Genomic DNA, 20,858 nt, shown 5'->3' on the forward strand with positions numbered 1-20,858 from the left:
TTTACCCCTGTTTCCAGACGTCTGCCTGAGTTTCGTTATTTTTGACCAGTGCCCCTGCCAACAGACCTGAAACACACAGAGCCACACGACGGGCCGAGGTCTCCAACACCTCAATAATGGATTCAACCAAAACGAATTTGGGATTATCAGCATCGGCATCAGTGCCTGTGGTAGCTGTAGCGATGGCAATCTCGCTGAAATCATCAGCAGTGAATGCCTGCGCAGCATTGCCGGTCGCTGCCATCAATTTCGGCAGGACATAAACCCGTGTCGGAGCAGACTCGAATCCGGCGGAGGATATGTCGATAAGGTGCGCAGCCTCAGACAGTTTTAATTGCTGGCTGGCATCATAGCCGACCATAGCCGAGGACGTGACCTCCAGCAGGGTTACACCGAGATTGTGGTTGGTAAATTCGGAATCCGCAGGGCCACGCTTCTTCGGTCCCCAATAGATAGTCCCGTCATCAGTAATAAATGCAGCTCCCGGTGTGGATGCATTTTTTAATTCCCATGATGAACCATCAGCCGAGAAATACATTTTATATCCGGAAGAATAGCAGACAGCCACCAAACCCACGCTACTGGAAGCAAAATGGTAGTTAGTCCCGGTCACAGGCAGCGCGGTTCCCCAGTTTGACACATTACCGTTTGCATCAATCCGGCGAGGCTGGGCGTCTGTTTCGTTCAAAACCAGCAGTTGACCGTTAAAAACGGTCATAACCATCGGCAAGGGGGTTGAAACTCCTGACAATGCCACAGGGACAAATGAATCAGAGTCAACCGCTTTTTTCAAAACCCGGTTAGGAGACTGGTTGTCGCAGATCAGCCAGACAGTACCGTCAGGAGTGGCGCAAATGTCACGCATATGCGATGCCGCTACGGCGATGGGGGTAATGCTGCCGTCGGTGGCAAATTTATACACGGTAGATGCTGAGCCACAGCCCCAACGAACTCCGTTTTTATCTGTGCAAATATGATTGACAGGCTCATTGCCCGGATAAACTGTCCTGAAATGTCCGGTAGGTCCACCTTCTGCCAACGTATCGTTGCCGGTTGTGACTTTGCCCAGATCGGTTCCCAGTTCTGTTCCCGGCTCAATGGGACGAGGGCTGGCCCAGATAGTTTTGCTGGTTCCGGTCAGCAGTGCTTCGCCTGCATGACGAATTTTGGCCCTGAGCTTGATTTTAGCCCAATCTCCCTCATCCACTTCCTGATCTACGCCGTTACTGCGTAATGCAGCTCCGTCAGCCTGAGCGACCCCGGCCAGACTTGCGCTATCGGCCTCGGCCCACTGGAATGACAGCGAACCATCGCCCTCAAAAAAAGCTTCCGGTGTATGCATGGTTGTGGCGATAGACCATTCACCAGCACCGAGAGTGGTACCGATGTGCATGCATTCCCAGACGTAGTCGTTACGGGTCTGGAGGTAGCCTTTGGGGATGGTGTGTTCTGTCACCGGACCGAGCAGGCCGGAATCGTAAATGATGGTGTCACCCTGACGGATGCGGAAACGTGACCCGGCATGGGTATCAACAACATCGCCTACCACAGCAAACGCGCTGGAGATTAATGTTACATCCTCCGGCACATTCAGCGCATTGGGACTGGGGCTGACGTTGACGGCGCGGGCGGGGTAATTAAATGCAGCCTTGGTTGTAAAAACCGAAACGTCTGACCACGGCGAAATCAGGCCATTTTTTAAACGACGCTTAAACCGAATCTTATAGCTCTTGGATACGGCCAGGATATTAGCCGGCATTGCATATCCGTCTGATATATTGCTCAACCAACCAGTGTCATGCAGAGGATTGTTAAAATCGCCGCCCGCCTCAATAAGCTGCATCCAGAGCGCATCCTCTTCGCCTCCGTAAACTCGTGGCTGAAAAGCATCAAACAGAATAACCGGAGTTGCACCAATTCCGTCTGCATCATCTGCGGGATAGACGAGGAACGGGGTGCCTGTAGCATAAAGATCAAGCATATTCCGGTGCGCTTCGGGATCGGTGTTGTGGTCGTCAATGTCCTCTTTAGTAGCACTGACAAAACGGTCATCAATAACAAAACCGACCTCGGCGTTTGCCGAGACAACAACTTCAATCTTAAGCGGAACTTCCAGTGGAGTCCCTGTCTTGTCATGGATGTATGATGATTTATCGAGCGTGACACAATCCGCCATGTACAGGATATCCCCGAAATCAGGATGCTCGGCAGTGACGCCCAGCTCCAGAACGGAAAAACCGACCTCCAAATCCTCGTTATTAACCAGTCCGGAAACAACGACCTTAGTTCCTTCCTGTTCAACTTTGGTAACGGCAACACGGCGACGAATATCCACCAGATTATCCGGCGCACCACTGTTCTGGTATTCCGCAGGCCAAGTTCCGGCACCGAGAAGAATCTCTTTTAAGACCAGCTTGGTACCGCCCTGCGTTTTGAGCAGGAGATCGCTGCCCTTGCTGGTCCACCTCATTTTTCTGAAATCACTCATTGCGTGGCTCCTGTTATGCTGAATCCCATCCGAACAATTCCGGCTGAGATGATTGGTTCAACTGATGTTGAAATATCTGTCCTCGGCAGAGTTCCCGAAATGGGAAAACTCATGCGGACTATTGCGGTTCCGGCAGCATGAGCAGCCTCAGTGCTAATCTCGTTGCTCAAACTGCCTGTTATGGAAATTCCTATGCGCGGCAGGCCCGCCACGTTTGCGGCGGCGTTTTCTGTGTGCGGGATTTGAATGGAATCCAGATGAGAGCGCACATTCTTGGCTGAATTGATGGCTGTCAAAATGGGTGCGCAGTCTCGGACCTGACCATGCACTGCCACCTTGAACATGTACGGATCGCCATCATAATTAAACCATTCCAGCACCTCAGCACGTTCGCCGGTAGCAATCTCAACCGCCTTTTCCACTGCCCACGGAGTACCCTTTTTCTTGTGCAGCTTGATGGAATTCTTCACCGCTTCACGCTTGGTTTCCACGCTCCAGTTTGCATCCCAGTGGTCAACGTGGAACTGCCACGCCAGCAGGGAAAGCAGTGGCTCTTCGTGCTCTTCGATGCGGGAATAGATTTCGATTGCCGGGATGCTGGCAAGAATCCCTTTGAGCTGCTTGTCGAAAGTCTCAGCCAGAGCCTGAAACTGTTCATCCTCAGCAATGGAACTGGGAAGGATATCGATGAGCTTGAGGTCGGCGAGGCTAGTCATCCTCAATGCCTCCGTAGGTCACGTTCAAACCTCCATCGTTCAGGATTGCAACCTGACGTTTTGAAAGCACGGTATCCACGGGGCTGGTTATCTGCACCCGCTTGGCTCCGGCCTGACGGATCAGGTGGACAAGCTCAGTGGGGTTGATATCCCTGCCGAGCTTTGATTTCTGCCAAAGGATGAAATTCTGAATAGTCTGGTCAACGGCCTGCTGAATGGATGCGGCGAGGGTTGCATTGCCGGAACCGAGCCACCATGTCAGCTCGATGTCATAGTTGACCACTTCCGGTGGCATCACTTCTGTGTGGTCGGTCAAGGGCCGCACATCCTTGGGAGACACAACAGCATCAACAGCAGCCAGCACCTCGGCTGAGGGTAACTTCCCGCCATTCATCAGAACGATGATATCGACCTTGCCGGGAGTGGGAGAATCTACTTCCACATTAGCAATGTCCTGATGTGCGGATTCAGCCCAGTATCGATACTTCCCCGCGGGGCCTGCAACGCTGGCTTTTTCCGGGGAAAGCTGAATGCGGTCCCGGTAGCGGTCATTCTCTTCAACCTCAGCGCCGCCGAGAGTTACACCCGTGTTCGCAACTTTGATCACCCCGGCAATGGGATCAACCAGCCTGTTAAGCTGCCCGGCAAGAAAACCGTTTCCGATGGTTCCGGCGGTCTGGCAGGTAGCCCCGACTTCCACAGAAATATTTCCGGCCGCAATCTCGACCAGCTCATCAGTGGCAAACATGAGTTTATTGTCCGGGGTTATGCGCGTTCCCTTGGGAATGGTGACAGCTGATCCCTGCGCTTCACCCAGCTCAAAGCTGATACTGGCCACAGCCGAGTACGCAGGTAAACGCGGAGTATCAGTCAATGCGCCGAGATGGTCGAGGTGGTCGCCTTGAGCATATGCCAGAAGATTTGATTTGCCTGTCATATTTACCAGCTGACGCACCAGCAAAAGGAGATAAGCCACCCCTTCAACATTCAGCCGTTCAGGGTTTCCCGGCGCAAGGTTGCGATCAACAACGGATTCATAATCGGACAGGGTTTCCCGCTCGACCTTGGCACCGTCAGTCTCGCAAAAATTAACCTCAGGAAGAGCTTTCAAATCACTCATATCGCACCATCCTTAATCCTGACCCGCACCACGGGATAAAGCCGCCCGTCCATGGCCTCGTCAGGCTTTGCTTTAAAATCGACACTGGTCACGGACACACGGGGTTCATATTTTTGCACAGTCTGAATCGCATCCCCTCGGAATTCTGCCATGGCCTCCGGTATGGGCTTGTCAATATATGTGATGGTCAGCCCGAATAGACGGTCAAACGGAACCGTGCCCCTGATCGTGGACAAAATTATGCGCACGTTCTGCAGGATCTCGGCAACACCAGTTTCACCGATGACCAGCGGCGCGGGTTTTGTAGTATCAACGATTAATTCCATCAGTTGTATTCCTGTAGGCCGAGAGCCATTTCGATATATTTGGCCCCGGTTTTGTCGTGATATTTTTCGCTCTGCTCGATAGTCTTCAAAACGAAATCCCCCCTGTTCTCGCTGCCGATGACCAGCGGACGCGGTTCCCCGGAGCGGAGCGCAGCCCAGAACGCGGCGGCGCGATCTTCGGGGTCGGTAAAACCTGCATGCAGTTGCACTGTGAAAGATGTGGTTTCCAGCTTCACCCCGGTAAACTGGAGCTTACTTTTCTGTTCCAGCACCTGATGTTCCGCAAATTCAGCCTCACCATTGCGGGTCAGGTCCTTGAAAGTCAGGATCTCCCGGGCGGAGGCCTTGAATACTATTGTACCGAAGCTGCCGACCTGCATTTATGACCCCGCAACTGTGCCGTTAATAGGATTGGTCACGGTCAAGTTATCCACCGTAAGCTCATCAATATGAGCGGTGCCGGTCAGTGTGTAACTGCCCTCATGCTCTGTATGGACCCGCTTGGTTTCGTGACCGATTTCGCCGTTGACATCAGTCTGGGAAACAAAGCCCTTGAGATTGATTTTAGGAGCACTCAGGTCAATGGATGTTCCGGCAGTCACCTCGGCAGTCTCATCAGCCTCGGCAGAAATATTGGTTGCTGTAGCGGATAGGTCCTCGGAGACATTCACCGCGGCATTGTTGCCCACGGTGGCGGTCAGATCGTTAACCACTGTCAGCTGCGCATCATGCCCGATGGTGATGTCGGCATCGCGTCCGACTTTAGCAGTGAGATCCCGTCCAACAGTCAGCTTGGCATCGATATCAACTGTGAGATCCGCATAGCCGTTAACAACGTGTCCGGACAATTTGTGTTCGCCACGGTGGTACTCAAACCAGCTGCCGTCTTTCATTCTGACATGCAGGACATCCTTGTCCGCCTTCGGTACGCCGTCCGCCTGCGAATAAATCGCGCCCAGCACGAACCCCTGACGCAGACCAAATGGAAGGAACAAACAAAGCACATGTTCACCCACATCCGGCATGCAATAAAACTTATCGAGCAATGTTTTATGGAAAAGCACGGCCAGCTCATCGGAAACCAACGGCTTGCCCTTGGCATCAGCATCACTGAATTCAACGCGCACAGTGCCGTTCTTCTCGTTCACGGATGAAACCACACCCACGCGCACAGTTTGTGTGAGAGCAGCTTTAACAGCTGCTCTCGCCTGATCTAATCTCCAGAAACTCATACTAGTACCCCAGCACACCGCGCACGGCGAGGTTAGTGGTATAGCCAGCACTACGGGTGTACGCATGTGTCGCAGTATCAATGAAATATCTGCCGTCAAAACGGTGAAAGCCGGACAACCCGAAAACCATGGTCGCCATTCGGCGCGGATCGCCCATCATGGAAATGGAACCGGAACGTTCCATTTTATTTTTAGCCCGCAGTTTGGCTCTAGCTCTGCGCTCAGCTTCGGCAATGGATTCAACAGCACCATTGATTTGCAGGACCTCACCAGTGACAGGTGCATCCGGCGGGGTGAAAGTGTAGGTCTTGAGCTGCTTGTCCTTGGGATCGTGGTATTTCACAATGCATGATGAATAAACGTCGGCGACCTTGTCACGCAGGCTAATCCGTCCAATATTGGATTGCCCACGGGACAAAGTGAATGAGGCCGGATTGCGGTCATAGTCCACGCCGGAATAAATGACGATACGCCCATCCACGATCTTGAGAGAATTGCCCTCATCCTCGGCAATGCGATCCAGAAATTTCAGGTCGCTTTCCTCGCGTTGGTCGATGCGGTTGTATGTGGCATCGTTGCCGCTGAACTGAATAATCAAACTGTGCTCGGCAGCAATATCGCTGGCAATGGTGGAAAGCTGGACGTTTTCCCATGCGCGGGTCTTTTTCTCTTTACGGATGCTGTTTTTCACCAGCGCGGATACGGCTTTCAAGGTGACCGTATCGCCTGCCCCGGCACTCATCTCAATCTCATCAATCTCAAACTTGCCGCATGGCAAGACGAGATCTGCACCGCCGGATTCAAACCAGTTCGTGCAAACGATAGAGGCCGATAATTTCGCACCTTTATCGGGATACCAACCGGACTTCCAGAGTTGATCCCGGTCCTCGAGGGATACGCTCAAATCGTCAGCCTTGCCGCCGGAATTATCATTGAAGGTGAACCCAGTCACGTAAGGCCGGATCTCAGTGGAAATGTCCGTACCCTCGTAAAGCAGATTTAGTTTTGCGCTGCGGGGCTTCATGTTCATGACTTACTCCAAGGCGGAGTGGTAATCTCCGCATTACTGGGCGCTTTAACGTCAGGAATTTCCAGCTCGACACCAGCCGGAAAAATCACGGTACCGATGTGGTCGGGGTTGGCTTCCATCAACTTGGAGCACATGGTTTCACGGCCATATTGGGTACGGGCGATGATGTCCCATGTGTCGCCGGATATGGTGGTGTACTTAGCCAAAGGATAGCCTCCTTTGCTCTGCAAACATCTGTTCAACGATAGCGCGTACCTGCTCTTTCAGGTCGCTGTTTGCCTCAGCCATGGCTTTTTTTACAGCGGAAGTATCGCTTCCAGCGGGAACGTTAATGGTCTGGTTGACTGTAAGGTTGATGGGAGCTGAAGCCGGAGCAGCTACCATAGAAGATCCATCCATCTTGGCAATCAAATCGGTGGCCTGTTGTTGTTCCGGTGTTTTCTCAGAGGTAAAAAAGCTGGTGATGCCGCTTCCGGTCATGTCGCCCAGCCAACCGCCGAGCATGCCGCCGACAGCGCCGCCGATGGCAGTACCAACTACGGGAACAACGGAACCCAATGTTGCGCCAAGCAATGCTCCGCCAGTACTGCCCAGAGTTTCGCCAACAGCTCCGCCGACACCAACGCTATCGCCGCTCATTGCTGCGCCAGCAATATCCATCATTCCGAAAGCTGCACCAAGCGGAGCCGCCGCCTTGCCAAGCAGCTTGCCGCCGCCTTTAAGGAAGGACGTAAATTTTGTATCTTTGAGGCCGGTAAAGAAACTGCCGACCTTTGATGAAAGGATTTTTTTATCTTTAAGATCCTTGAAGAAGCTTCCGACCTTGCCTAGCTTTCCAGGCTTGCCCCGGCCAGAACGACGGGACTTTCTTTTGCTTCGCTTGGAATCTCCGCCGCCCAGATCAGCAAGACCGCTGCCACCGCCGGAAACATCAGCGACATAAAGCGGAGTTCCGGGTGTACCGCCACGGCCATTGCCATTCTTGCCGGAGCCACGGCCACGAAACTTATTAACCAGCCCGATAATCCCGCCAATAGCACCCACTGCCGGAGACAGGACCATCATGCCGGCCTTAAGGCCGATAAGCCCAACACCCAGCATGGCAACGCCTTTGACTACTTCCTTATTTTCCTTGGACCACTCGGCAATACCATGCACCCACGGCTTAACTTCCTGTATTAACTCATTGAGAGTCGGAAGCAGGCTCTGACCGATATTCCCGGACATATGAGCTAGTGTATTGGTAAACTTCTGGATATTTGACTTTGTATTATTGGACTTCTTGACGAACTCTTCATGCATGCTGCCCGCATAAAAAGAAGCATCGGCAGTAAGCTGAAAAGCTCTCTCGAAATTTTCAAGGTTGGTGAGCAGCGGGGTAATCGCACCCTTGGATTCATCACCGAAAAGCTGAGTCAGGATAGAACCCTGCTCGGCCTTATCCAGTCCGGCCAGTGCTGCAAAGACTTCCTTGATGGTGCCTTCCGCATCTTCCTGCATGCTTTGCGCAACAGTTGCAGAATCCATACCCAGAGCGGCAAATGCATCCTGCTGACGCTTGGAAGCGGCGGTACCGATGGTCAATGCCCCGGTTAAATTCTTAAGAGCCGTTGCAGCGATCTCTGCGGGAGCACCACTGGACAGCAAAGCCGCCGACAAAGACGCGGCCTGAATTTCAGAAAGTCCAGCCCCTTTGGCAACAGCACCCTGCCGCTGGATAACTTCACCGATGGCCGCAGCCTCGGCATTCATGTTGTTGGAAAGATGGTTTACCGCATCACCAAGGGATACTGCCTGTTTCTGACTCAGCTTCATGCCGCTTCGCCAGTCGGACATCATTTTGCCGGGATCTTTACCTTCTTTTGCCAGATCAAAGGCTGTACCCATTTCTCCGGCATCACGGGCAAATTGAAGCAGACCGCTTTTTTCAATGCCGGATTGACCAGCAGCCGCGATAATATCAGCTATGCCTGCTGATGCGATGGGAATTTCTTCCGAAAGATTGCGAATCCCGGATTCCATTGCCGCAAGACCTGCGGGAGTCTTGAAGTCCACGACCTTTTCAACATCGGACATGGCGTCTTCAAATGCAATTGCTTCCCGCCCTACCAGAGTTAGAGAACCAGCAATAGCCATAGCCGGAATACGATCCGCCCCGGCACGCACTGCCTGTCCGCGCCCAGCCCACTTGGCAGTGGAATTCTGCAACCGCTGGGTGCGGGAAATTTCATCGTTCAGACCTTTATAGTCATGACGCAGACCATCAAGTGAGCGTCCAGCATCCTGAATGGAAATAACCTGATCACGGAGCTGACGCCGATTATATTGTAGCCCGGTAGTGAAGCGGCGGACATTGTTCTCGGCAATCTGAATGCGCCGGGCCAGATTGGCACTGGTGCGCCCGGACTTCTTCTCTTCTTCCTTCAGTTTGGCAAGGTGCTTCTTGGCTTCGATCAGGGCACGGGAACTCGAACGGGTCTTTTCAGTGAACTTTTCCAGCCCCTTGCCGAGCTTGAAGGCTTCTTTACCTTCAAGCTCGGTGATGGACTTTCCAAGCCGGTTGACCTGACCCGTGGCACGATTTATAGTAGACTGGAATCCTCCCCCAAGGGAGAAACCCAGTGCAAACGTTAAACCGAGTTCCTTTATTGCCATGATTAAGAATATCCTTGCAGCCTTAGCCGCTTTTGTCGCAGTCGCTTATACTGCGACCTGGTTAATAGACTTGTTCGGTATCCCGGAGCGGTTCCAGATGTGGACCACAGTCGGGATCGGAGCCGTGGTTTTTATGGCTGTGTTCATCCCTCTTTCATCTCTTTCTGCAATTCCCGAAGAGGATCGCCCCACGCCAGCAGGGCCGGAACAGTCTGACTTTTAATCTCATCCAATCCCCAGCCCGTCATTTTCGAAATGATTAGGACGAGCTTGCGAACTCCCCCGCTTCAAGGCCGTCATCCAGAACCCTGAACCTTCTGGTTACTGCGTAGTAGTCATAGCTTTTCATCTTACGCAGATCCTCGATAGGAACACCGCTGACGATAGCAACAGTATACGCCTCAATCGCAAAATTGCCTGACCCCGGCCCTGCCTGAGCAGCTGCATCAAGCAGATCTTCGACCAGCGGTTGCCGCAGGGTAATGGAAGTGATTTCGTTATCGCCAACCTTCAAAGGTGAATTCAGGGGAATAACGTTGGGATCTACGGTTTCAGTTTTGTTTTTCTTTTCTTCGCTCATCTTCTAGCTCTCCATACCGGTGTTGCGTCTTGCGGTTTCGCGATAGTCAGTGCCGTTAACAACGAACTTGTCGTTCAGCTTGTCGATTTCGAGGGTGTCCTTGCCGTCGAGAACCTGCTTGACGTAAAGGACTTCGAATTCCACTTCATTTTCCTGTTTCTTGGCCTTTTCCGGCTTGCCCAGTGCGAACTTTTTATTCATTACCTGGAGCACAACCCGTTCACCGAGATGGACATAGGAACTGTCTTTCTTCACAGCCAGAGTATTAATCCGGCAGTCCAGCTGGTGAACACCGGGGGCAATCAGATCTGCCCAGCCTGAATACTTGGTTGAAAAAGTCAGCTTCACGGTCATGGCCTTGGGCTGGGTAACGGGCGCATCAATTTCGCCCATGATGCCAGCGCCGGAAAGGGTATCCGACATCATTTCCACTTCGGGCAGCTCAATACTGGCAATACCGAGAGGCTTGCCGCCGTCTTTGTAAACCTTATAGCTATCAGTGAGATCGTGTTGAGGCATGGTTACTCCTTACCCGAACAGGGCCTGCAGGTTGCTCGGGTCATATTCATAGTCAGTAATGATTGCCCGGTTTGGAGAAGGCGGAGTCATCTTTAGTTTAAACTTGATCAAACCATCCATGACATCTGTGATGGAGTTCATTTCTTCGTGGAGATACATTTTACCGCCAAGAATTACTTCATCGGAAGTGAAGGTATTTAAGCGATAATTTTCACTGTCCATGATGGTTTCCAACTGTCTACGCGTCAGCGGCCAATCAACCTTACTGAAGTAGGTCAAGATGAAAGTTATTTCGTGCCAGTTGAAAAAACGGCGAACAGGAATAAACGCATCTTTAGGGTCAGTAACAGAAGGGTAGCAGCCATTACGGTTACCCCAAAACTTCCAACCCCCATCCCAATTAAGCGCCGTCACAATACCTTGAGCATTGAGAGCATTGTTAGCTTTTTTCAAGTCGAGAAAAAGCTCTTTACCCGCATTATCAACACCAGTAATCTCAAATCGCTGATTGGAGGGAGAACGATATGGAATTCCACCAGCTTCATAGTCAACACGGGCAATAAGTGCAGCCAAGTGGCTGGACATATGATAAAGCTTTTCGCCCTTTCTGACCTTAGGCCAGCAGACAATCATATGTTCATCTGTCAGGTTTTGAGTCTGGGTATACTCGGCAACGTCCGTATAGACAGTTACTGTATCGGAGACATCCACAATAGCCTGCGCCTTAAACAGACCGTTAATGTCAGAAGCCTTGCTTGACATGGAAAGGGCAACAGCAGGCTCATCAGAAAAACCGGGAGCAAGAATCAACCCCGGAACAAGACGAAAACGGGGGAATATTTCATCAATGAGCTCAAGACCTGTATTTTCTTTGGTCACATTATCAACGCCACCAATGATGTCATCACCGACCACAACACCGGGATCAGGGTTTTCACCGGTCTTATGTTTGGCCGGATCAAAAACGTTAATGAACACAACCGGTGCCATGTTGTAGTCTTGTAAGAAACAGGTTGCGAATTCGCAAAGAGTGTACTTCTCCCAGGCATCACTCATGCCGAAAGCGGCAACGAATTCATCAAGCGAATAGCAGAGCTTGGGTTCGTTGATGGGCAAATCTCCATCAGTAGGGCCGGGAGCTGTGCCGAACACAACCGGAATCGCAGAATCCACCCGCCGAGGAGGAACCAACGATGTCGGGGATTCGGTGGTGTAAGTACCGTGCAGGTAGGTCATAACTACCCCTCCATTGAGGTTATATCCGGCAGCGGATATTGCCAGCTCGACCGGATGGTTAAATGATGATGCGTGAAATGCCGTTCATCTAGGTTCAGTTTCGGATTGATGGCTTGAATCTTACCGATACGGGTAAACTTCCAAGCGTTAGCTCCGGGTAATTTGTAGAGTCTTGTTGTTTGACGCAGGATTGAACGAACACGGCCTGCAATAACATTCCCCCATTCTTCTGAAATACTACGTCCAGATTCAGAGTAAGTGCAGACCAGAACATCAAAGACTTCGACAGCGAAGCCGTCTACTTCCTCAGCTTCTACCCAGCGCACGACCAGACACGGGTAAGCCACCTCATCATTGTCTTTGCTGGGAATGAAATTTTCATAAACCTTGAGCGGCTGCAGGACTTCATGTCCCTGTTTTTCTGCCAGCAGCGGCGCAATATTCTTTTTAGAATCGCCCTTAATCTGCTCTTCAAGTAGGTCTTTGAGGGCTTTTAAAATTAAATCTGTCATCGTAAACCCGCCTGTCTAAGAATGTGAGTTGCCTCATGCTCTAAATTCTTAGCCATCAATTCCTCAGCCTGAAATTCAAGCTCATGCAACACGCTGGCATCTGCCAGCATACGCAGGGGCGATGGTCCCCAAAGTTTTGCAATGGGTAGCCGGTCGGTACCAACTCGTTTCATGATGGTCCCGGAGGGCATACGGAAACCGCCCTGGACCAGTTTGCGGCCTCCGGCTTTTTTGACTTTGACGGTTACGCCTTTGTGCTTGACTTTTACCGGGCCGGATGATGTTGCGCGGTTGCTGACGACTGTCCGGTCGCGGGGATCAAAATGCGAGAGTGAAATGGAACGGCTGCCACTGGCTTCGAGCACTGCAAACGGGTCGTATTTTGATGCCTGACGGATGTAGAACTGACGGTCAAGATCACCGGACTTAATGTTGTAATCCTCGCGGATCGCTGCCTTGGCGACCACTTTTAAACTTTTGATGCTCTTGTTCGCTGCCCGTGTGCAGGCCAGCTGTATGCCGCCGGGAATCAGACCGAGCACTTCCTTGAGGTGGGCGATCTGGTTCTCAGATTGGCGGGTATCGATTTCAAAAACACTCATGACTTCTCTCTGAAAATCTGAATTTTGAGGATAGGACCCGCAGGCAGGACGCGGGAAACCATCCATTTCGCGCCATTAAACTCATACGAGCAACGCACTTTGGGACGTTTAATTAAACTAGCCAGAACATGCAGGGTGATGACCTCAACGCTCTCCGGGCCGTTACTGTCATCCGAGAGTCCGTCACCCTCATGGATAACCTCAGCGTCGATTTCCTCGCCGTCCCATGTGATGGGGGCGGCGTTTTCGTCGGTGTTGAGGTGGATGTTCTTCGCATCCCATTCCATGATTTCTTTGAAGTTCATTATTCTGCCTGTTTGCGGTAGCAGTTCACTTCTGCTTCCAGCTGCTCAATATGGTTTTTAATAATGACGTCATTGATGTCCCGGCTGCTGACATTCTCCTTTGATCCAACATGAGGATCATTTTGCAGGGCGTGCATTGCCGCCCTGTTCAGCGGGGGAGTTCTGCCACATTTTTTATACTTGGCTACGAACTCAACACGCCTGACCGAATCAATGGGGTCTTGTTGCGTTTTTGGAGCACAACCCCCAAAACTTATTATAATGAGCAACAACACGAACACTGTCCTCATGGCTGAGCACTCCTGTTGAATTGGTTATGGGTACATTCTTGGCTTCTGCTAAAAGCTGCCGGGTTTCACGCAGGTCGATCTGATGCCTGCGCAATTTTTCCTTGTCTTCTTCAACCTGCCCGCGCAGAGCCGAGACAGCATCCTCGGAATTGGTAACGGACTCGTTAAGCTTCTCAATCTCGACTTCGCCGGTCCTGACTTCCAGCTTGAGGGCGGAAATCCTTTTATCCAGTTCAGCAATCGTGCTGTCGCGTTCGGAAATGGTTCCTTTGAGATCAGCAATGTCGCCCTTGAGTGAGACAATCCAGATGCCAACGATGGCGACAACAATCAGGACAACGGCAATTTTAATTAAGAGCTTGCCTTTGCCGGAGCCGAGGAAACTGACGATGGTGGCGATGGGGATCATGGCTTTACTTGTTGTCGTAGACCCAACTTACGGGTCCCCAAATGTTAAGTTTTTCAGGATCGATATCCACATGGATAAAGGACCGGGCAATACCGATACGTTCGAAACCAGCCATAATCAGACCCCGAAGAATCTCTGCTCGAGCAGGGCCGGAGGGAGTTGCGATATCAACAGCGAAACCTCCCACATGTGACGAGGTCGGTTTTGCTCCCTCAGCTGCGTTATGTGCTGGGCAACGGTAACCGCTGTTAATAGTGAAAGGGACTCCGGCAATAGACCGGGCCAGATCCAGCTTCTCGAGAAGCTCCGGGACAATCTTGCATTCCTTGCAGCATTCACAGGCCAATTTAGGGTCTGTCTCAAGAGAGAAAAATTCAGACTTAACCATACATATCCTCGTCGCTCATTCCGGTATGACCGGGGTTAGAGGGTGCTCTTTGTGATGCCGGTCGGGTGTAGGGACGATGCTGACCGTACTGGCCTGCTCCATATCCATAACCGCCTGCGCCGTAGTCCATGCGTCCGCTGATAGGGTCGTAGTTGTCTTGGTAATATTGCAGTCGTTCAATCAGCTTTTGAGGGATGATGCGGACACCCATCCTAGTCAGATGCTTGGTGATGCTGATGAATTCAGTTACTGCGAACCAGAAAACTACGAACTCACGAAATTTTGCTAAAACAGCAGGAAAGCTACCCTGCTCAATGGTGATATCCACCATGTTTGAAACGACTATGACCACGCCATAAAGAATGAATTTGAGGAACCCGCGTACAACTCTGGGATTGTTGTATGTACCATCGCGCAGAGCCAACATTATCCCCAGAACTAGATCAGCGATCATCAGCACCAGAATGGCAAGCAAAGCCATGTCGTAACCACCAACCAGCCATGAAATTCCCGTGCAGCAGGCAGAGCAGACTGTTTTTATTGCGGCGTCGCTGAAAAGCTGGTTCATCATTCCATTCCTTAATTTTGCCCGGACCGCTGAAAAGCGGGAGGTGCGGTCCGGGCTATTGCGAGGTGATTATGATTACTCGGCAGGTTCTGCCCCGGCATCCAATTCGGTCAGCACCAGCGGGTTGGTGCAGTAGACGAGCTCATTGGACTCCATGTAGATATCAACCCCCATGTCATACTTGCGAGGTTCCTGCTTCATGTAATATTCGATTCCTTCAGTCCCTACTGTCTCGTTGAAGCCTGCAGGTGCCCAAACGCCTCTGAAGGTGCGCTTGCTTCCCATTGGAATTGCATGACCTTTGCCTTCTTTAATGAAGGAGATCATTTTTTCATCGTCGCCCGGAGCTTCGCCTTCGAATTCTTCGAAAATCACGCCCTGAATTCTGCAACATTGGCTGGAATCAACTTCCAGATGTTCGACGCTCTTTTCATGATTTTTCCAGTATTCAACGACACTGGGGTGCTTTACGAGTTTGTCGTAAAAAGTGGGATGGATGAAGACGTGTACATAGTCCATCACGTCACCCTGCAGGCTTTTTCTAGTGACGCGGGTGAGTTCTCTGCACTTTTCGGGGACGTTGCCTTCTTGGTTATCAAGATCGAAGTACATGATCCGTTTTTCTACATTGAACTCTTTGAATAAGTTGCAGAGGACTGTTGCTCCGTCACTGTCGTAGATGATTCCCTGCAGGGCTCCCCATTTCATGTATTCCTTGGTAACTTCAAAGGACAGGAGGTTTTCAAACATGAAATCAGCAACGGCGTCCGCGGCAGACATAACCACATCGGTTGTGCCGAATCTGCGCTTGTTCATGTATTCTTCGGGAAGAATGTTTTCCTCAACATTAATGTGAGGCACGACCAGAGTGATAATCTCTCTCTTACCGTGTTTGAGATGATTGAATTCACCGCCTCGGGCAGTGGCAGGAATAATCCTGATGCGATTGTTTTTTGCTTCGATAATGAGGATGCTGGTATTGATCCCCTTGAAGTTAAAAATACCGGAATTGTTCAGCCTGCCGAATGTGCAGGGAATTCTATTCAGCTTATCAGTGAGAGTCGCCATGCCGAAATAGGCATCATCATTGAAAGGGTTAGCCATATTTTGAACCATTAGAGACCTACCTTGTTAATGAAGCCCCTGGACGCAAGGACTCCCATTGCCATTTTTTTCTGCTCATCTGTGGCATCTGCAGGCCAGATCAAAGCAGAACCATCAATCTTCGCATCCTTTTTGATGACCACGCCGTTGACGTTGAATTCAGTTGCATCATAGTCGGCGATGGGAAATCCATATGCGATCTGTCTGCCGTCAGTTGCGGAGAAATCGATCTGGTAGGCAAGACCGTCACCCGGGGACACTTCGATAGTGAAAATATCTCCGACAACAAAGTCTGGATCACCATCATTAATGGTGAAATTAATGTGGGGAGATACGAAAGCTTCACCTACTTGCGCATCATGAAGGCGGACACCTTCGGGAGTGGTTACGTGGAATTTTCCGCCATCTGCGGAAATTTCAACGCAGGAAAGAGTATATGTGCCGTACAGGGCCATGTGGCCGATGGAAACATTGTCAACACTACCCAATCCGGTATTGCCAGCCGCAGCGGTACCGGAATCAGGGACAGAAAAAAGGCGACGACCGACAACAGTGCCGACAAGAAGCTTTTTGTCTTTGCCGAAAGTAACGTTTTCACGACAAAAATCCCGATCAAGTTCGCGGTGGAGGACATCATTCAGACGGTTCCCTTCTGACATCATAACCATGGGCTACACCCCCTTATCTATTTTGCGGGCAATGGCATCACCGAGAGGATCGACTTTAGCCTGTGCCGGAGAACCCGGAGCCGGGCCACCCTGATCATTTGCCTGAATCGCATTCAGGATCTGCTGTCTGGAATTGGCATCCGCATCCGGTGCGTCGCCATCATTATCGGGCTTGCTTGCCAGATTCATGGACAGCCCCAGAGTGTTGATCTGTTCGGCGTTCAGGTTTGCATCAAGCGCGGCCTTGAGCTTGCCGCCTGCTTCCGGCCCGAACATGGCCTCGGCTACCGCAGCGGCGTTGGATTTAGCCGCTGCGGTCTGATTGTTAGCCTCCTCAATCTGGGAGGCAGCCTCGGCCTTGGCGGCATTTTCAATGTCGCTTACGGCAGCGGGATACTGTGCCCGTAGTTGTTCCGCATTCATATTGGCCTCCTTGAGGATATGCGAAATGATTTCATCACGACTGCATACGCGGTCGATCAGGCCGACGGTTTTTGCGTCTTCACCGAGGAAGACGCGACCTTCGGCCCATTCCTTGGACTCTGAAATTTTGAGTTTCTTGCGGCCTGAGGCCACAGCTTCGATGAAAATCTGGCAGGTCTTGTCGAAATGACTTTGCAAAGACTTCCGCGCTTTGTCGCTCAGCTTTTCAAGATGGTGACCCAACGCTTTGAATTCACCTGACCTGATGATGGTGGGCTTGATTCCTACTTCTTCATACATCCCGGTGTAATCAAGATGCACAGCAATCACGCCGATGGAACCGAGGTTAGCTGTCTTTCCTGCGGCGAAATAACGAGCCTGACTACCCAGCCAGTATGCTGCTGAGGTGGCCTTGCTTGCGGTAAAAGCGTAGACGGGCTTGCTCTTGTCCGCGTTTTTGATTGTGAGCGAGAGGTCCTCGCAGCCGGAACATGTGCCGCCGGGGGAATCGATATCAAGCATGATGGAGCGGACGGAATAGTCAGCAACAGCCGCTTTAATCTGGCCCTGCACGACATCATAACGGCTGCAGTACGGCGGATAGTGCCAAGTGTTATTGAGAGATCCAGTGATCTTAATGACCGCAATGTTACCGTTCATCTTGTACGGGCGCTTCTTTCCGGTCATGGCATCAGCGGACAATTGCATTCCACTGTTCAGCAGCTGAACCAGCGCGCCTTCTTCCATCAGCCAGAATTTTTCATCAAAAAAAGGGTTCTTCATTATGCTGCTCCGGCCTTGTTTTTTTCATCGTCTTCTTCCGGTTCGTCAGGGGAAATCGGCATTGTGGATGATTCAGGCAATGGAAGCCCCAACTTTTTAGCTCTCTTGCGTTCACGAGCCATTTTTTCGAATTCAGTTTCCCAGTTCAGACCCTGCTCAGCGAAAAAGGCTTCATAAGAAATTTGGTTAGTTGCGAGTTTGCGCTCGTTGGCCTTAGCTTCCTTGTCCTCATCGATGTGACCTTTCGCCGGGGGGGTCCATTTGCAGGCAGTCCAGAGTTCACGCGCTTCGTAAAAGTCCGGACATCCTTCTGGGATAGACCACATGCCGCGAAGCCATGCTTCCTCGATGACTATTTCGCGGACCTTTTGCAGGAACAGACGAACCAGCCAATCGCGGTAGCACTGGAATTCACGCCAGCTCTCGAGCAGAGCGGCGCGGGCGGATGAGTAGTTGGTCTCTGAAAAGTCTTTAATGACTTGATGATAGGGAACCCCGGCAGCGGCGCTCAGGGTTTTGAGGATCATCTTAAAAAAAGGATCAAAGTTATTACCGGGCCGGTCAGATGAAAGTGCTGTGATTTTTTCTCCGGCGTTACCGTAGAAAACCTGGCCGGGATTGATATCCTGATAGTAACGACCCTTTTTTTCATCGACTTTGAAGTCAGCTGTATCTGGAGGAAATGTCTGCTCAATGGCAATAGGGAACGAGGCGGTAATAATCTGGGCGATTACCTCGTAGTCGAGAAAGTCATATTTATCGCGGAAGAGCTTGATTACAGGCGCAAAAATAGAATCTCCACGGACCTGCTCGAATCTTTTGGCTCTGAATCCATGGAAAAATTTAGGCAGATGGCCGTTTCTTGCGGGGTAATAGCAATAGGATTCCGGTTCATTTAAATCAGCAGGGTTGTGGATGTAGTAGCCGATTATTTCGGAGTCGGAATCAAAGACGACACCATCGCGAATACTGCCATCAAAAACTTCAGTGTCGGGAGTGCGGAGCCGGATCGGATGAATATCCTGCAATGCGAATGAAAAATTCCGGCCTTTGCGGATGCGAGTGATTTCATCAAAATAGCGACAAAGGTAACAGAATTCTCCCAGACTAACCTGACCGGAAATGGTGAGAGCTTGTATATCTGCCCATTGAAATTTTCCGCTGACATGGGCTTCTTTTGCCCAGAGTTCAAAAGAAGTGTTCTGTGCTCTCTCTATCTTGGCAACCTGCTCAGGTGTAAGATTAAGCAACTGTGCAGCTAAATTAGACTGGGCTTTCAGGCCCGGACCGACGATGTTGGTGGTAAGAGTTCCCCGGATAGATTCTGCATGCCCGTCGTTGGCAACAACGTCCTCGATGCGTGATTGCAGTTTTTCGCGGTCCAGCCGTTCAGAGCCGCGAGACTGCCGCTGCGGATGCCAATTCCCCAAGGTGCTGCCATTACCGCCCCCGACAAAACGTACAGGGCGGACAGCATTGCCACGGGCTTTCGCCTGTAGCTGTTTGACCTTGCGAAGGGACATCGTCATTAATTGGCCCTCCCGATGCGGGTGCTAACTATGCGCGGAGTAGCCCGACCAGCACGGCGATCCATTTCGCGGCCTATGTCGGCAAGAGTATCTTTGATGGATTTGATATCGGCGCGGGTAAGCTGAGCACCGCCACTGGAAGTGTAGCTTTGCGCAAAAGCAAGAGTGTGAAGAGCTTTCTTATAATCAGCGGAAAGCTCTTCTAACTCTTCGGAGGTATATACTTTTAGGTAGCCGGACATGGGTGTGACGTTAAATCAATGTGGGATTTAACGTCACGGTATGGGGCGAACCGTGGCGAACTATAGAGTTGTATATGGCCAAAATAGCTGAGATTATTTTTAAGTTTTAACTAAAAATCCAATAGATCAATGTCTAATAATTTTATTTCCGTCTTGAATAAAAGTCTCATGTTTATTATCTGGTTAATCTGATTTCAAATACACACTAAGGAGTTTAAACATGGCTAAGATTCCCTGTCCCGGATGCAACAAGAATATTTCTGAAAATGCGGAAGCCTGTCCAAAATGCGGAGAGCCGCTGACACCGGAAAAGGTGGAAGCCGCCAAAAAGAAACAAAAGAAATTCACCATAGGATGTCTAAGTGTTTTTCTGGCCCTCTTTCTTCTTGGCTCCATCGGCAAAAGCTGTTCGTCGGAGAACCAACAAACAACCAACACAGCATCTGTGCAGACAGTTCAAGCCAGTACGCCTATTCTGGGAATTGATGCGGGAGAATACTTGAAAGCAATCGATAAATATGCGGCAGAATTAAACCTGAGAATTACTGATGTTAAATCATCTGAAGGCTCTGTTAAAAATAGCGTATCGGCTATGCTGGGATGCTGCGCTCACATATCTGTTTTCACCACCAAGGACGAACCTGCTAAAGTGGCTGATGTTTTACTAACACTTGGAAGTGATGGGACACCTACTGCTGGCGGGGAAATGATATTAGCCATGGCAGATGTTATCATGGCAACAGACCCCGGAAAACCAGCAGAATACCGGGGCGGAATTATAAAAGAGATGGGATTTACCTCGGGCAAGCTTCCTGATGATGTTTCCGTGATTAGAGGAAATAAAAAATACTGGTTTAAAAATATTCCCGGAATGGCTGCAATGTTCGGGGTAGAAGCAATAAACTAAAAAGATAATCCATTAGGGCCGGGACTCCGGCCCTAATACTCTTTCTCTCTTTCCTGATTCCGCTCCCGATATGCCTCAATATCAGATTCAGGAATCATGACCTTACGCCCGACATGGTATTTATTCGGAAATTCCCCGTTGGAAACCATTTCCCAAAACTTGGTTTTTCCGCAGCCCAGCACCGCCATGACCTGTTTGCTGGAATATCCTTTATCAATACTCATAA

27 protein-coding genes are annotated in these 20,858 nt (G+C 50.7%); 2 read left to right on the forward strand and 25 right to left on the reverse strand.

Going from position 1 to position 20,858, the window contains the following annotated elements; genetic code table 11:
• Position 1: 1 nt before the first annotated feature.
• Genes ACNI23_RS00680 through ACNI23_RS00720 form a run of 9 tightly spaced genes read right to left on the reverse strand, consistent with a single transcriptional unit; the run spans position 2 to position 9,567 of the window.
• Positions 2-2,488 (reverse strand): hypothetical protein, encoded by a 2,487-nt coding sequence (locus ACNI23_RS00680; protein WP_420246102.1) that lies wholly within the window; start codon positions 2,486-2,488, stop codon positions 2-4.
• Entirely contained in the window at positions 2,485-3,204 is a 720-nt protein-coding gene (locus tag ACNI23_RS00685) for a phage tail protein I (protein ID WP_420246104.1), read from the reverse strand. Before ACNI23_RS00685 ends, ACNI23_RS00680 begins: the two co-directional genes overlap by 4 nt.
• On the reverse strand, positions 3,197-4,324 hold the full coding sequence (locus ACNI23_RS00690; protein WP_420246106.1) for a baseplate assembly protein: 1,128 nt from the start codon (positions 4,322-4,324) through the stop codon (positions 3,197-3,199). The genes ACNI23_RS00685 and ACNI23_RS00690 overlap by 8 nt, the downstream gene beginning before the upstream one ends.
• Positions 4,321-4,650 carry a GPW/gp25 family protein gene (locus tag ACNI23_RS00695; protein ID WP_420246108.1) on the reverse strand — a complete coding sequence of 110 codons (330 nt, stop codon included), beginning with the start codon at positions 4,648-4,650 and terminating at the stop codon, positions 4,321-4,323. Before ACNI23_RS00695 ends, ACNI23_RS00690 begins: the two co-directional genes overlap by 4 nt.
• Positions 4,650-5,030, reverse strand: coding sequence for a phage tail protein (locus ACNI23_RS00700; protein ID WP_420246110.1), 381 nt, complete (start codon positions 5,028-5,030; stop codon positions 4,650-4,652). The genes ACNI23_RS00695 and ACNI23_RS00700 overlap by 1 nt, the downstream gene beginning before the upstream one ends.
• Positions 5,031-5,882: a phage baseplate assembly protein V gene (locus ACNI23_RS00705; protein ID WP_420246111.1), complete on the reverse strand. Its 852-nt coding sequence runs from the start codon at positions 5,880-5,882 to the stop codon at positions 5,031-5,033.
• 1 nt (position 5,883) lies between these two features.
• Entirely contained in the window at positions 5,884-6,912 is a 1,029-nt protein-coding gene (locus tag ACNI23_RS00710) for a phage late control D family protein (protein WP_420246113.1), read from the reverse strand.
• Complete coding sequence (locus ACNI23_RS00715) at positions 6,909-7,118, reverse strand: tail protein X (RefSeq protein WP_420246114.1); 210 nt, start codon at positions 7,116-7,118, stop codon at positions 6,909-6,911. The genes ACNI23_RS00710 and ACNI23_RS00715 overlap by 4 nt, the downstream gene beginning before the upstream one ends.
• Entirely contained in the window at positions 7,111-9,567 is a 2,457-nt protein-coding gene (locus ACNI23_RS00720) for a phage tail tape measure protein (RefSeq protein ID WP_420246116.1), read from the reverse strand. The genes ACNI23_RS00715 and ACNI23_RS00720 overlap by 8 nt, the downstream gene beginning before the upstream one ends.
• On the opposite strand from ACNI23_RS00720, the gene ACNI23_RS00725 reads away from it, so the two are divergent.
• The gene (locus ACNI23_RS00725) at positions 9,566-9,790 is read left to right on the forward strand and encodes a hypothetical protein (protein ID WP_420246118.1); all 225 of its coding nucleotides are present in this window, start codon (positions 9,566-9,568) and stop codon (positions 9,788-9,790) included. The two genes, ACNI23_RS00720 and ACNI23_RS00725, sit on opposite strands and share 2 nt — an antisense overlap.
• Before the next feature lie 36 nt (positions 9,791-9,826).
• Here the strand turns inward: ACNI23_RS00725 and ACNI23_RS00730 are convergent, their stop codons facing one another.
• The 15 genes from ACNI23_RS00730 to ACNI23_RS00800 all read right to left on the reverse strand — a co-directional run bounded on the left by ACNI23_RS00730 (position 9,827) and on the right by ACNI23_RS00800 (position 19,725).
• Entirely contained in the window at positions 9,827-10,147 is a 321-nt protein-coding gene (locus ACNI23_RS00730; RefSeq protein WP_420246119.1) for a phage tail assembly protein, read from the reverse strand.
• Between the two features lie 3 nt (positions 10,148-10,150).
• Positions 10,151-10,666 carry a phage major tail tube protein gene (locus tag ACNI23_RS00735; RefSeq protein WP_420246121.1) on the reverse strand — a complete coding sequence of 172 codons (516 nt, stop codon included), beginning with the start codon at positions 10,664-10,666 and terminating at the stop codon, positions 10,151-10,153.
• A 9-nt stretch (positions 10,667-10,675) separates the two neighbouring features.
• Positions 10,676-11,902 (reverse strand): phage tail sheath family protein, encoded by a 1,227-nt coding sequence (locus ACNI23_RS00740; protein WP_420246123.1) that lies wholly within the window; start codon positions 11,900-11,902, stop codon positions 10,676-10,678.
• A gap of 2 nt (positions 11,903-11,904) precedes the next feature.
• A complete protein-coding gene (locus ACNI23_RS00745; RefSeq protein WP_420246124.1) occupies positions 11,905-12,414 on the reverse strand; it encodes a hypothetical protein in 510 nt (169 codons plus the stop codon).
• Positions 12,411-13,016 (reverse strand): phage tail protein, encoded by a 606-nt coding sequence (locus ACNI23_RS00750; RefSeq protein WP_420246125.1) that lies wholly within the window; start codon positions 13,014-13,016, stop codon positions 12,411-12,413. Before ACNI23_RS00750 ends, ACNI23_RS00745 begins: the two co-directional genes overlap by 4 nt.
• On the reverse strand, positions 13,013-13,321 hold the full coding sequence (locus ACNI23_RS00755) for a hypothetical protein (protein ID WP_420246127.1): 309 nt from the start codon (positions 13,319-13,321) through the stop codon (positions 13,013-13,015). Before ACNI23_RS00755 ends, ACNI23_RS00750 begins: the two co-directional genes overlap by 4 nt.
• On the reverse strand, positions 13,321-13,458 hold the full coding sequence (locus tag ACNI23_RS00760; protein ID WP_420246129.1) for a hypothetical protein: 138 nt from the start codon (positions 13,456-13,458) through the stop codon (positions 13,321-13,323). The genes ACNI23_RS00755 and ACNI23_RS00760 overlap by 1 nt, the downstream gene beginning before the upstream one ends.
• 73 nt (positions 13,459-13,531) lie before the next feature.
• On the reverse strand, positions 13,532-14,020 hold the full coding sequence (locus ACNI23_RS00765; RefSeq protein ID WP_420246130.1) for a hypothetical protein: 489 nt from the start codon (positions 14,018-14,020) through the stop codon (positions 13,532-13,534).
• Positions 14,021-14,024: 4 nt separating this feature from the next.
• Positions 14,025-14,408, reverse strand: a complete 384-nt coding sequence (locus tag ACNI23_RS00770; RefSeq protein ID WP_420246131.1) for a D-Ala-D-Ala carboxypeptidase family metallohydrolase — start codon at positions 14,406-14,408, stop codon at positions 14,025-14,027.
• A complete protein-coding gene (locus tag ACNI23_RS00775; protein WP_420246132.1) occupies positions 14,401-14,979 on the reverse strand; it encodes a phage holin family protein in 579 nt (192 codons plus the stop codon). The genes ACNI23_RS00770 and ACNI23_RS00775 overlap by 8 nt, the downstream gene beginning before the upstream one ends.
• A gap of 72 nt (positions 14,980-15,051) precedes the next feature.
• Entirely contained in the window at positions 15,052-16,080 is a 1,029-nt protein-coding gene (locus ACNI23_RS00780; RefSeq protein ID WP_420246133.1) for a major capsid protein, read from the reverse strand.
• A gap of 11 nt (positions 16,081-16,091) precedes the next feature.
• Positions 16,092-16,748, reverse strand: a complete 657-nt coding sequence (locus ACNI23_RS00785; protein ID WP_420246134.1) for a head decoration protein — start codon at positions 16,746-16,748, stop codon at positions 16,092-16,094.
• Positions 16,749-16,751: 3 nt separating this feature from the next.
• Complete coding sequence (gene sppA, locus ACNI23_RS00790; protein WP_420246135.1) at positions 16,752-17,954, reverse strand: signal peptide peptidase SppA; 1,203 nt, start codon at positions 17,952-17,954, stop codon at positions 16,752-16,754.
• Positions 17,954-19,483 (reverse strand): phage portal protein, encoded by a 1,530-nt coding sequence (locus ACNI23_RS00795; RefSeq protein ID WP_420246136.1) that lies wholly within the window; start codon positions 19,481-19,483, stop codon positions 17,954-17,956. The genes sppA and ACNI23_RS00795 overlap by 1 nt, the downstream gene beginning before the upstream one ends.
• Positions 19,483-19,725, reverse strand: a complete 243-nt coding sequence (locus tag ACNI23_RS00800) for a hypothetical protein (protein ID WP_420246137.1) — start codon at positions 19,723-19,725, stop codon at positions 19,483-19,485. The genes ACNI23_RS00795 and ACNI23_RS00800 overlap by 1 nt, the downstream gene beginning before the upstream one ends.
• A 220-nt stretch (positions 19,726-19,945) precedes the next feature.
• Between ACNI23_RS00800 and ACNI23_RS00805 the strand changes: the two genes are divergently transcribed.
• A complete protein-coding gene (locus ACNI23_RS00805; protein ID WP_420246139.1) occupies positions 19,946-20,632 on the forward strand; it encodes a zinc ribbon domain-containing protein in 687 nt (228 codons plus the stop codon).
• A gap of 32 nt (positions 20,633-20,664) precedes the next feature.
• Here the strand turns inward: ACNI23_RS00805 and ACNI23_RS00810 are convergent, their stop codons facing one another.
• A complete protein-coding gene (locus tag ACNI23_RS00810; RefSeq protein ID WP_420246141.1) occupies positions 20,665-20,856 on the reverse strand; it encodes a helix-turn-helix transcriptional regulator in 192 nt (63 codons plus the stop codon).
• Between the last annotated feature and the right edge of the window lie 2 nt (positions 20,857-20,858).

The organism is Maridesulfovibrio pacificus (SeqCode), assembly GCF_048612815.1.
Taxonomy (GTDB): domain Bacteria; phylum Desulfobacterota; class Desulfovibrionia; order Desulfovibrionales; family Desulfovibrionaceae; genus Maridesulfovibrio; species Maridesulfovibrio pacificus.

Bases quoted from the DNA above. Each gene is read 5' to 3' on its own strand.
- ACNI23_RS00680 (WP_420246102.1), bottom strand. From the start codon at position 2,488: ATGAGTGATTTCAGAAAAATGAGGTGGACCAGCAAGGGCAGCGATCTC.
- ACNI23_RS00685 (WP_420246104.1), bottom strand. From the start codon at position 3,204: ATGACTAGCCTCGCCGACCTCAAGCTCATCGATATCCTTCCCAGTTCC.
- ACNI23_RS00690 (WP_420246106.1), bottom strand. From the start codon at position 4,324: ATGAGTGATTTGAAAGCTCTTCCTGAGGTTAATTTTTGCGAGACTGAC.
- ACNI23_RS00695 (WP_420246108.1), bottom strand. From the start codon at position 4,650: ATGGAATTAATCGTTGATACTACAAAACCCGCGCCGCTGGTCATCGGT.
- ACNI23_RS00700 (WP_420246110.1), bottom strand. From the start codon at position 5,030: ATGCAGGTCGGCAGCTTCGGTACAATAGTATTCAAGGCCTCCGCCCGG.
- ACNI23_RS00705 (WP_420246111.1), bottom strand. From the start codon at position 5,882: ATGAGTTTCTGGAGATTAGATCAGGCGAGAGCAGCTGTTAAAGCTGCT.
- ACNI23_RS00710 (WP_420246113.1), bottom strand. From the start codon at position 6,912: ATGAACATGAAGCCCCGCAGCGCAAAACTAAATCTGCTTTACGAGGGT.
- ACNI23_RS00725 (WP_420246118.1), top strand. From the start codon at position 9,566: ATGATTAAGAATATCCTTGCAGCCTTAGCCGCTTTTGTCGCAGTCGCT.
- ACNI23_RS00720 (WP_420246116.1), bottom strand. From the start codon at position 9,567: ATGGCAATAAAGGAACTCGGTTTAACGTTTGCACTGGGTTTCTCCCTT.
- ACNI23_RS00730 (WP_420246119.1), bottom strand. From the start codon at position 10,147: ATGAGCGAAGAAAAGAAAAACAAAACTGAAACCGTAGATCCCAACGTT.
- ACNI23_RS00735 (WP_420246121.1), bottom strand. From the start codon at position 10,666: ATGCCTCAACACGATCTCACTGATAGCTATAAGGTTTACAAAGACGGC.
- ACNI23_RS00740 (WP_420246123.1), bottom strand. From the start codon at position 11,902: ATGACCTACCTGCACGGTACTTACACCACCGAATCCCCGACATCGTTG.
- ACNI23_RS00745 (WP_420246124.1), bottom strand. From the start codon at position 12,414: ATGACAGATTTAATTTTAAAAGCCCTCAAAGACCTACTTGAAGAGCAG.
- ACNI23_RS00750 (WP_420246125.1), bottom strand. From the start codon at position 13,016: ATGAGTGTTTTTGAAATCGATACCCGCCAATCTGAGAACCAGATCGCC.
- ACNI23_RS00755 (WP_420246127.1), bottom strand. From the start codon at position 13,321: ATGAACTTCAAAGAAATCATGGAATGGGATGCGAAGAACATCCACCTC.
- ACNI23_RS00760 (WP_420246129.1), bottom strand. From the start codon at position 13,458: ATGCACGCCCTGCAAAATGATCCTCATGTTGGATCAAAGGAGAATGTC.
- ACNI23_RS00765 (WP_420246130.1), bottom strand. From the start codon at position 14,020: ATGATCCCCATCGCCACCATCGTCAGTTTCCTCGGCTCCGGCAAAGGC.
- ACNI23_RS00770 (WP_420246131.1), bottom strand. From the start codon at position 14,408: ATGGTTAAGTCTGAATTTTTCTCTCTTGAGACAGACCCTAAATTGGCC.
- ACNI23_RS00775 (WP_420246132.1), bottom strand. From the start codon at position 14,979: ATGATGAACCAGCTTTTCAGCGACGCCGCAATAAAAACAGTCTGCTCT.
- ACNI23_RS00780 (WP_420246133.1), bottom strand. From the start codon at position 16,080: ATGGCTAACCCTTTCAATGATGATGCCTATTTCGGCATGGCGACTCTC.
- ACNI23_RS00785 (WP_420246134.1), bottom strand. From the start codon at position 16,748: ATGGTTATGATGTCAGAAGGGAACCGTCTGAATGATGTCCTCCACCGC.
- sppA (WP_420246135.1), bottom strand. From the start codon at position 17,954: ATGAAGAACCCTTTTTTTGATGAAAAATTCTGGCTGATGGAAGAAGGC.
- ACNI23_RS00795 (WP_420246136.1), bottom strand. From the start codon at position 19,483: ATGACGATGTCCCTTCGCAAGGTCAAACAGCTACAGGCGAAAGCCCGT.
- ACNI23_RS00800 (WP_420246137.1), bottom strand. From the start codon at position 19,725: ATGTCCGGCTACCTAAAAGTATATACCTCCGAAGAGTTAGAAGAGCTT.
- ACNI23_RS00805 (WP_420246139.1), top strand. From the start codon at position 19,946: ATGGCTAAGATTCCCTGTCCCGGATGCAACAAGAATATTTCTGAAAAT.
- ACNI23_RS00810 (WP_420246141.1), bottom strand. From the start codon at position 20,856: ATGAGTATTGATAAAGGATATTCCAGCAAACAGGTCATGGCGGTGCTG.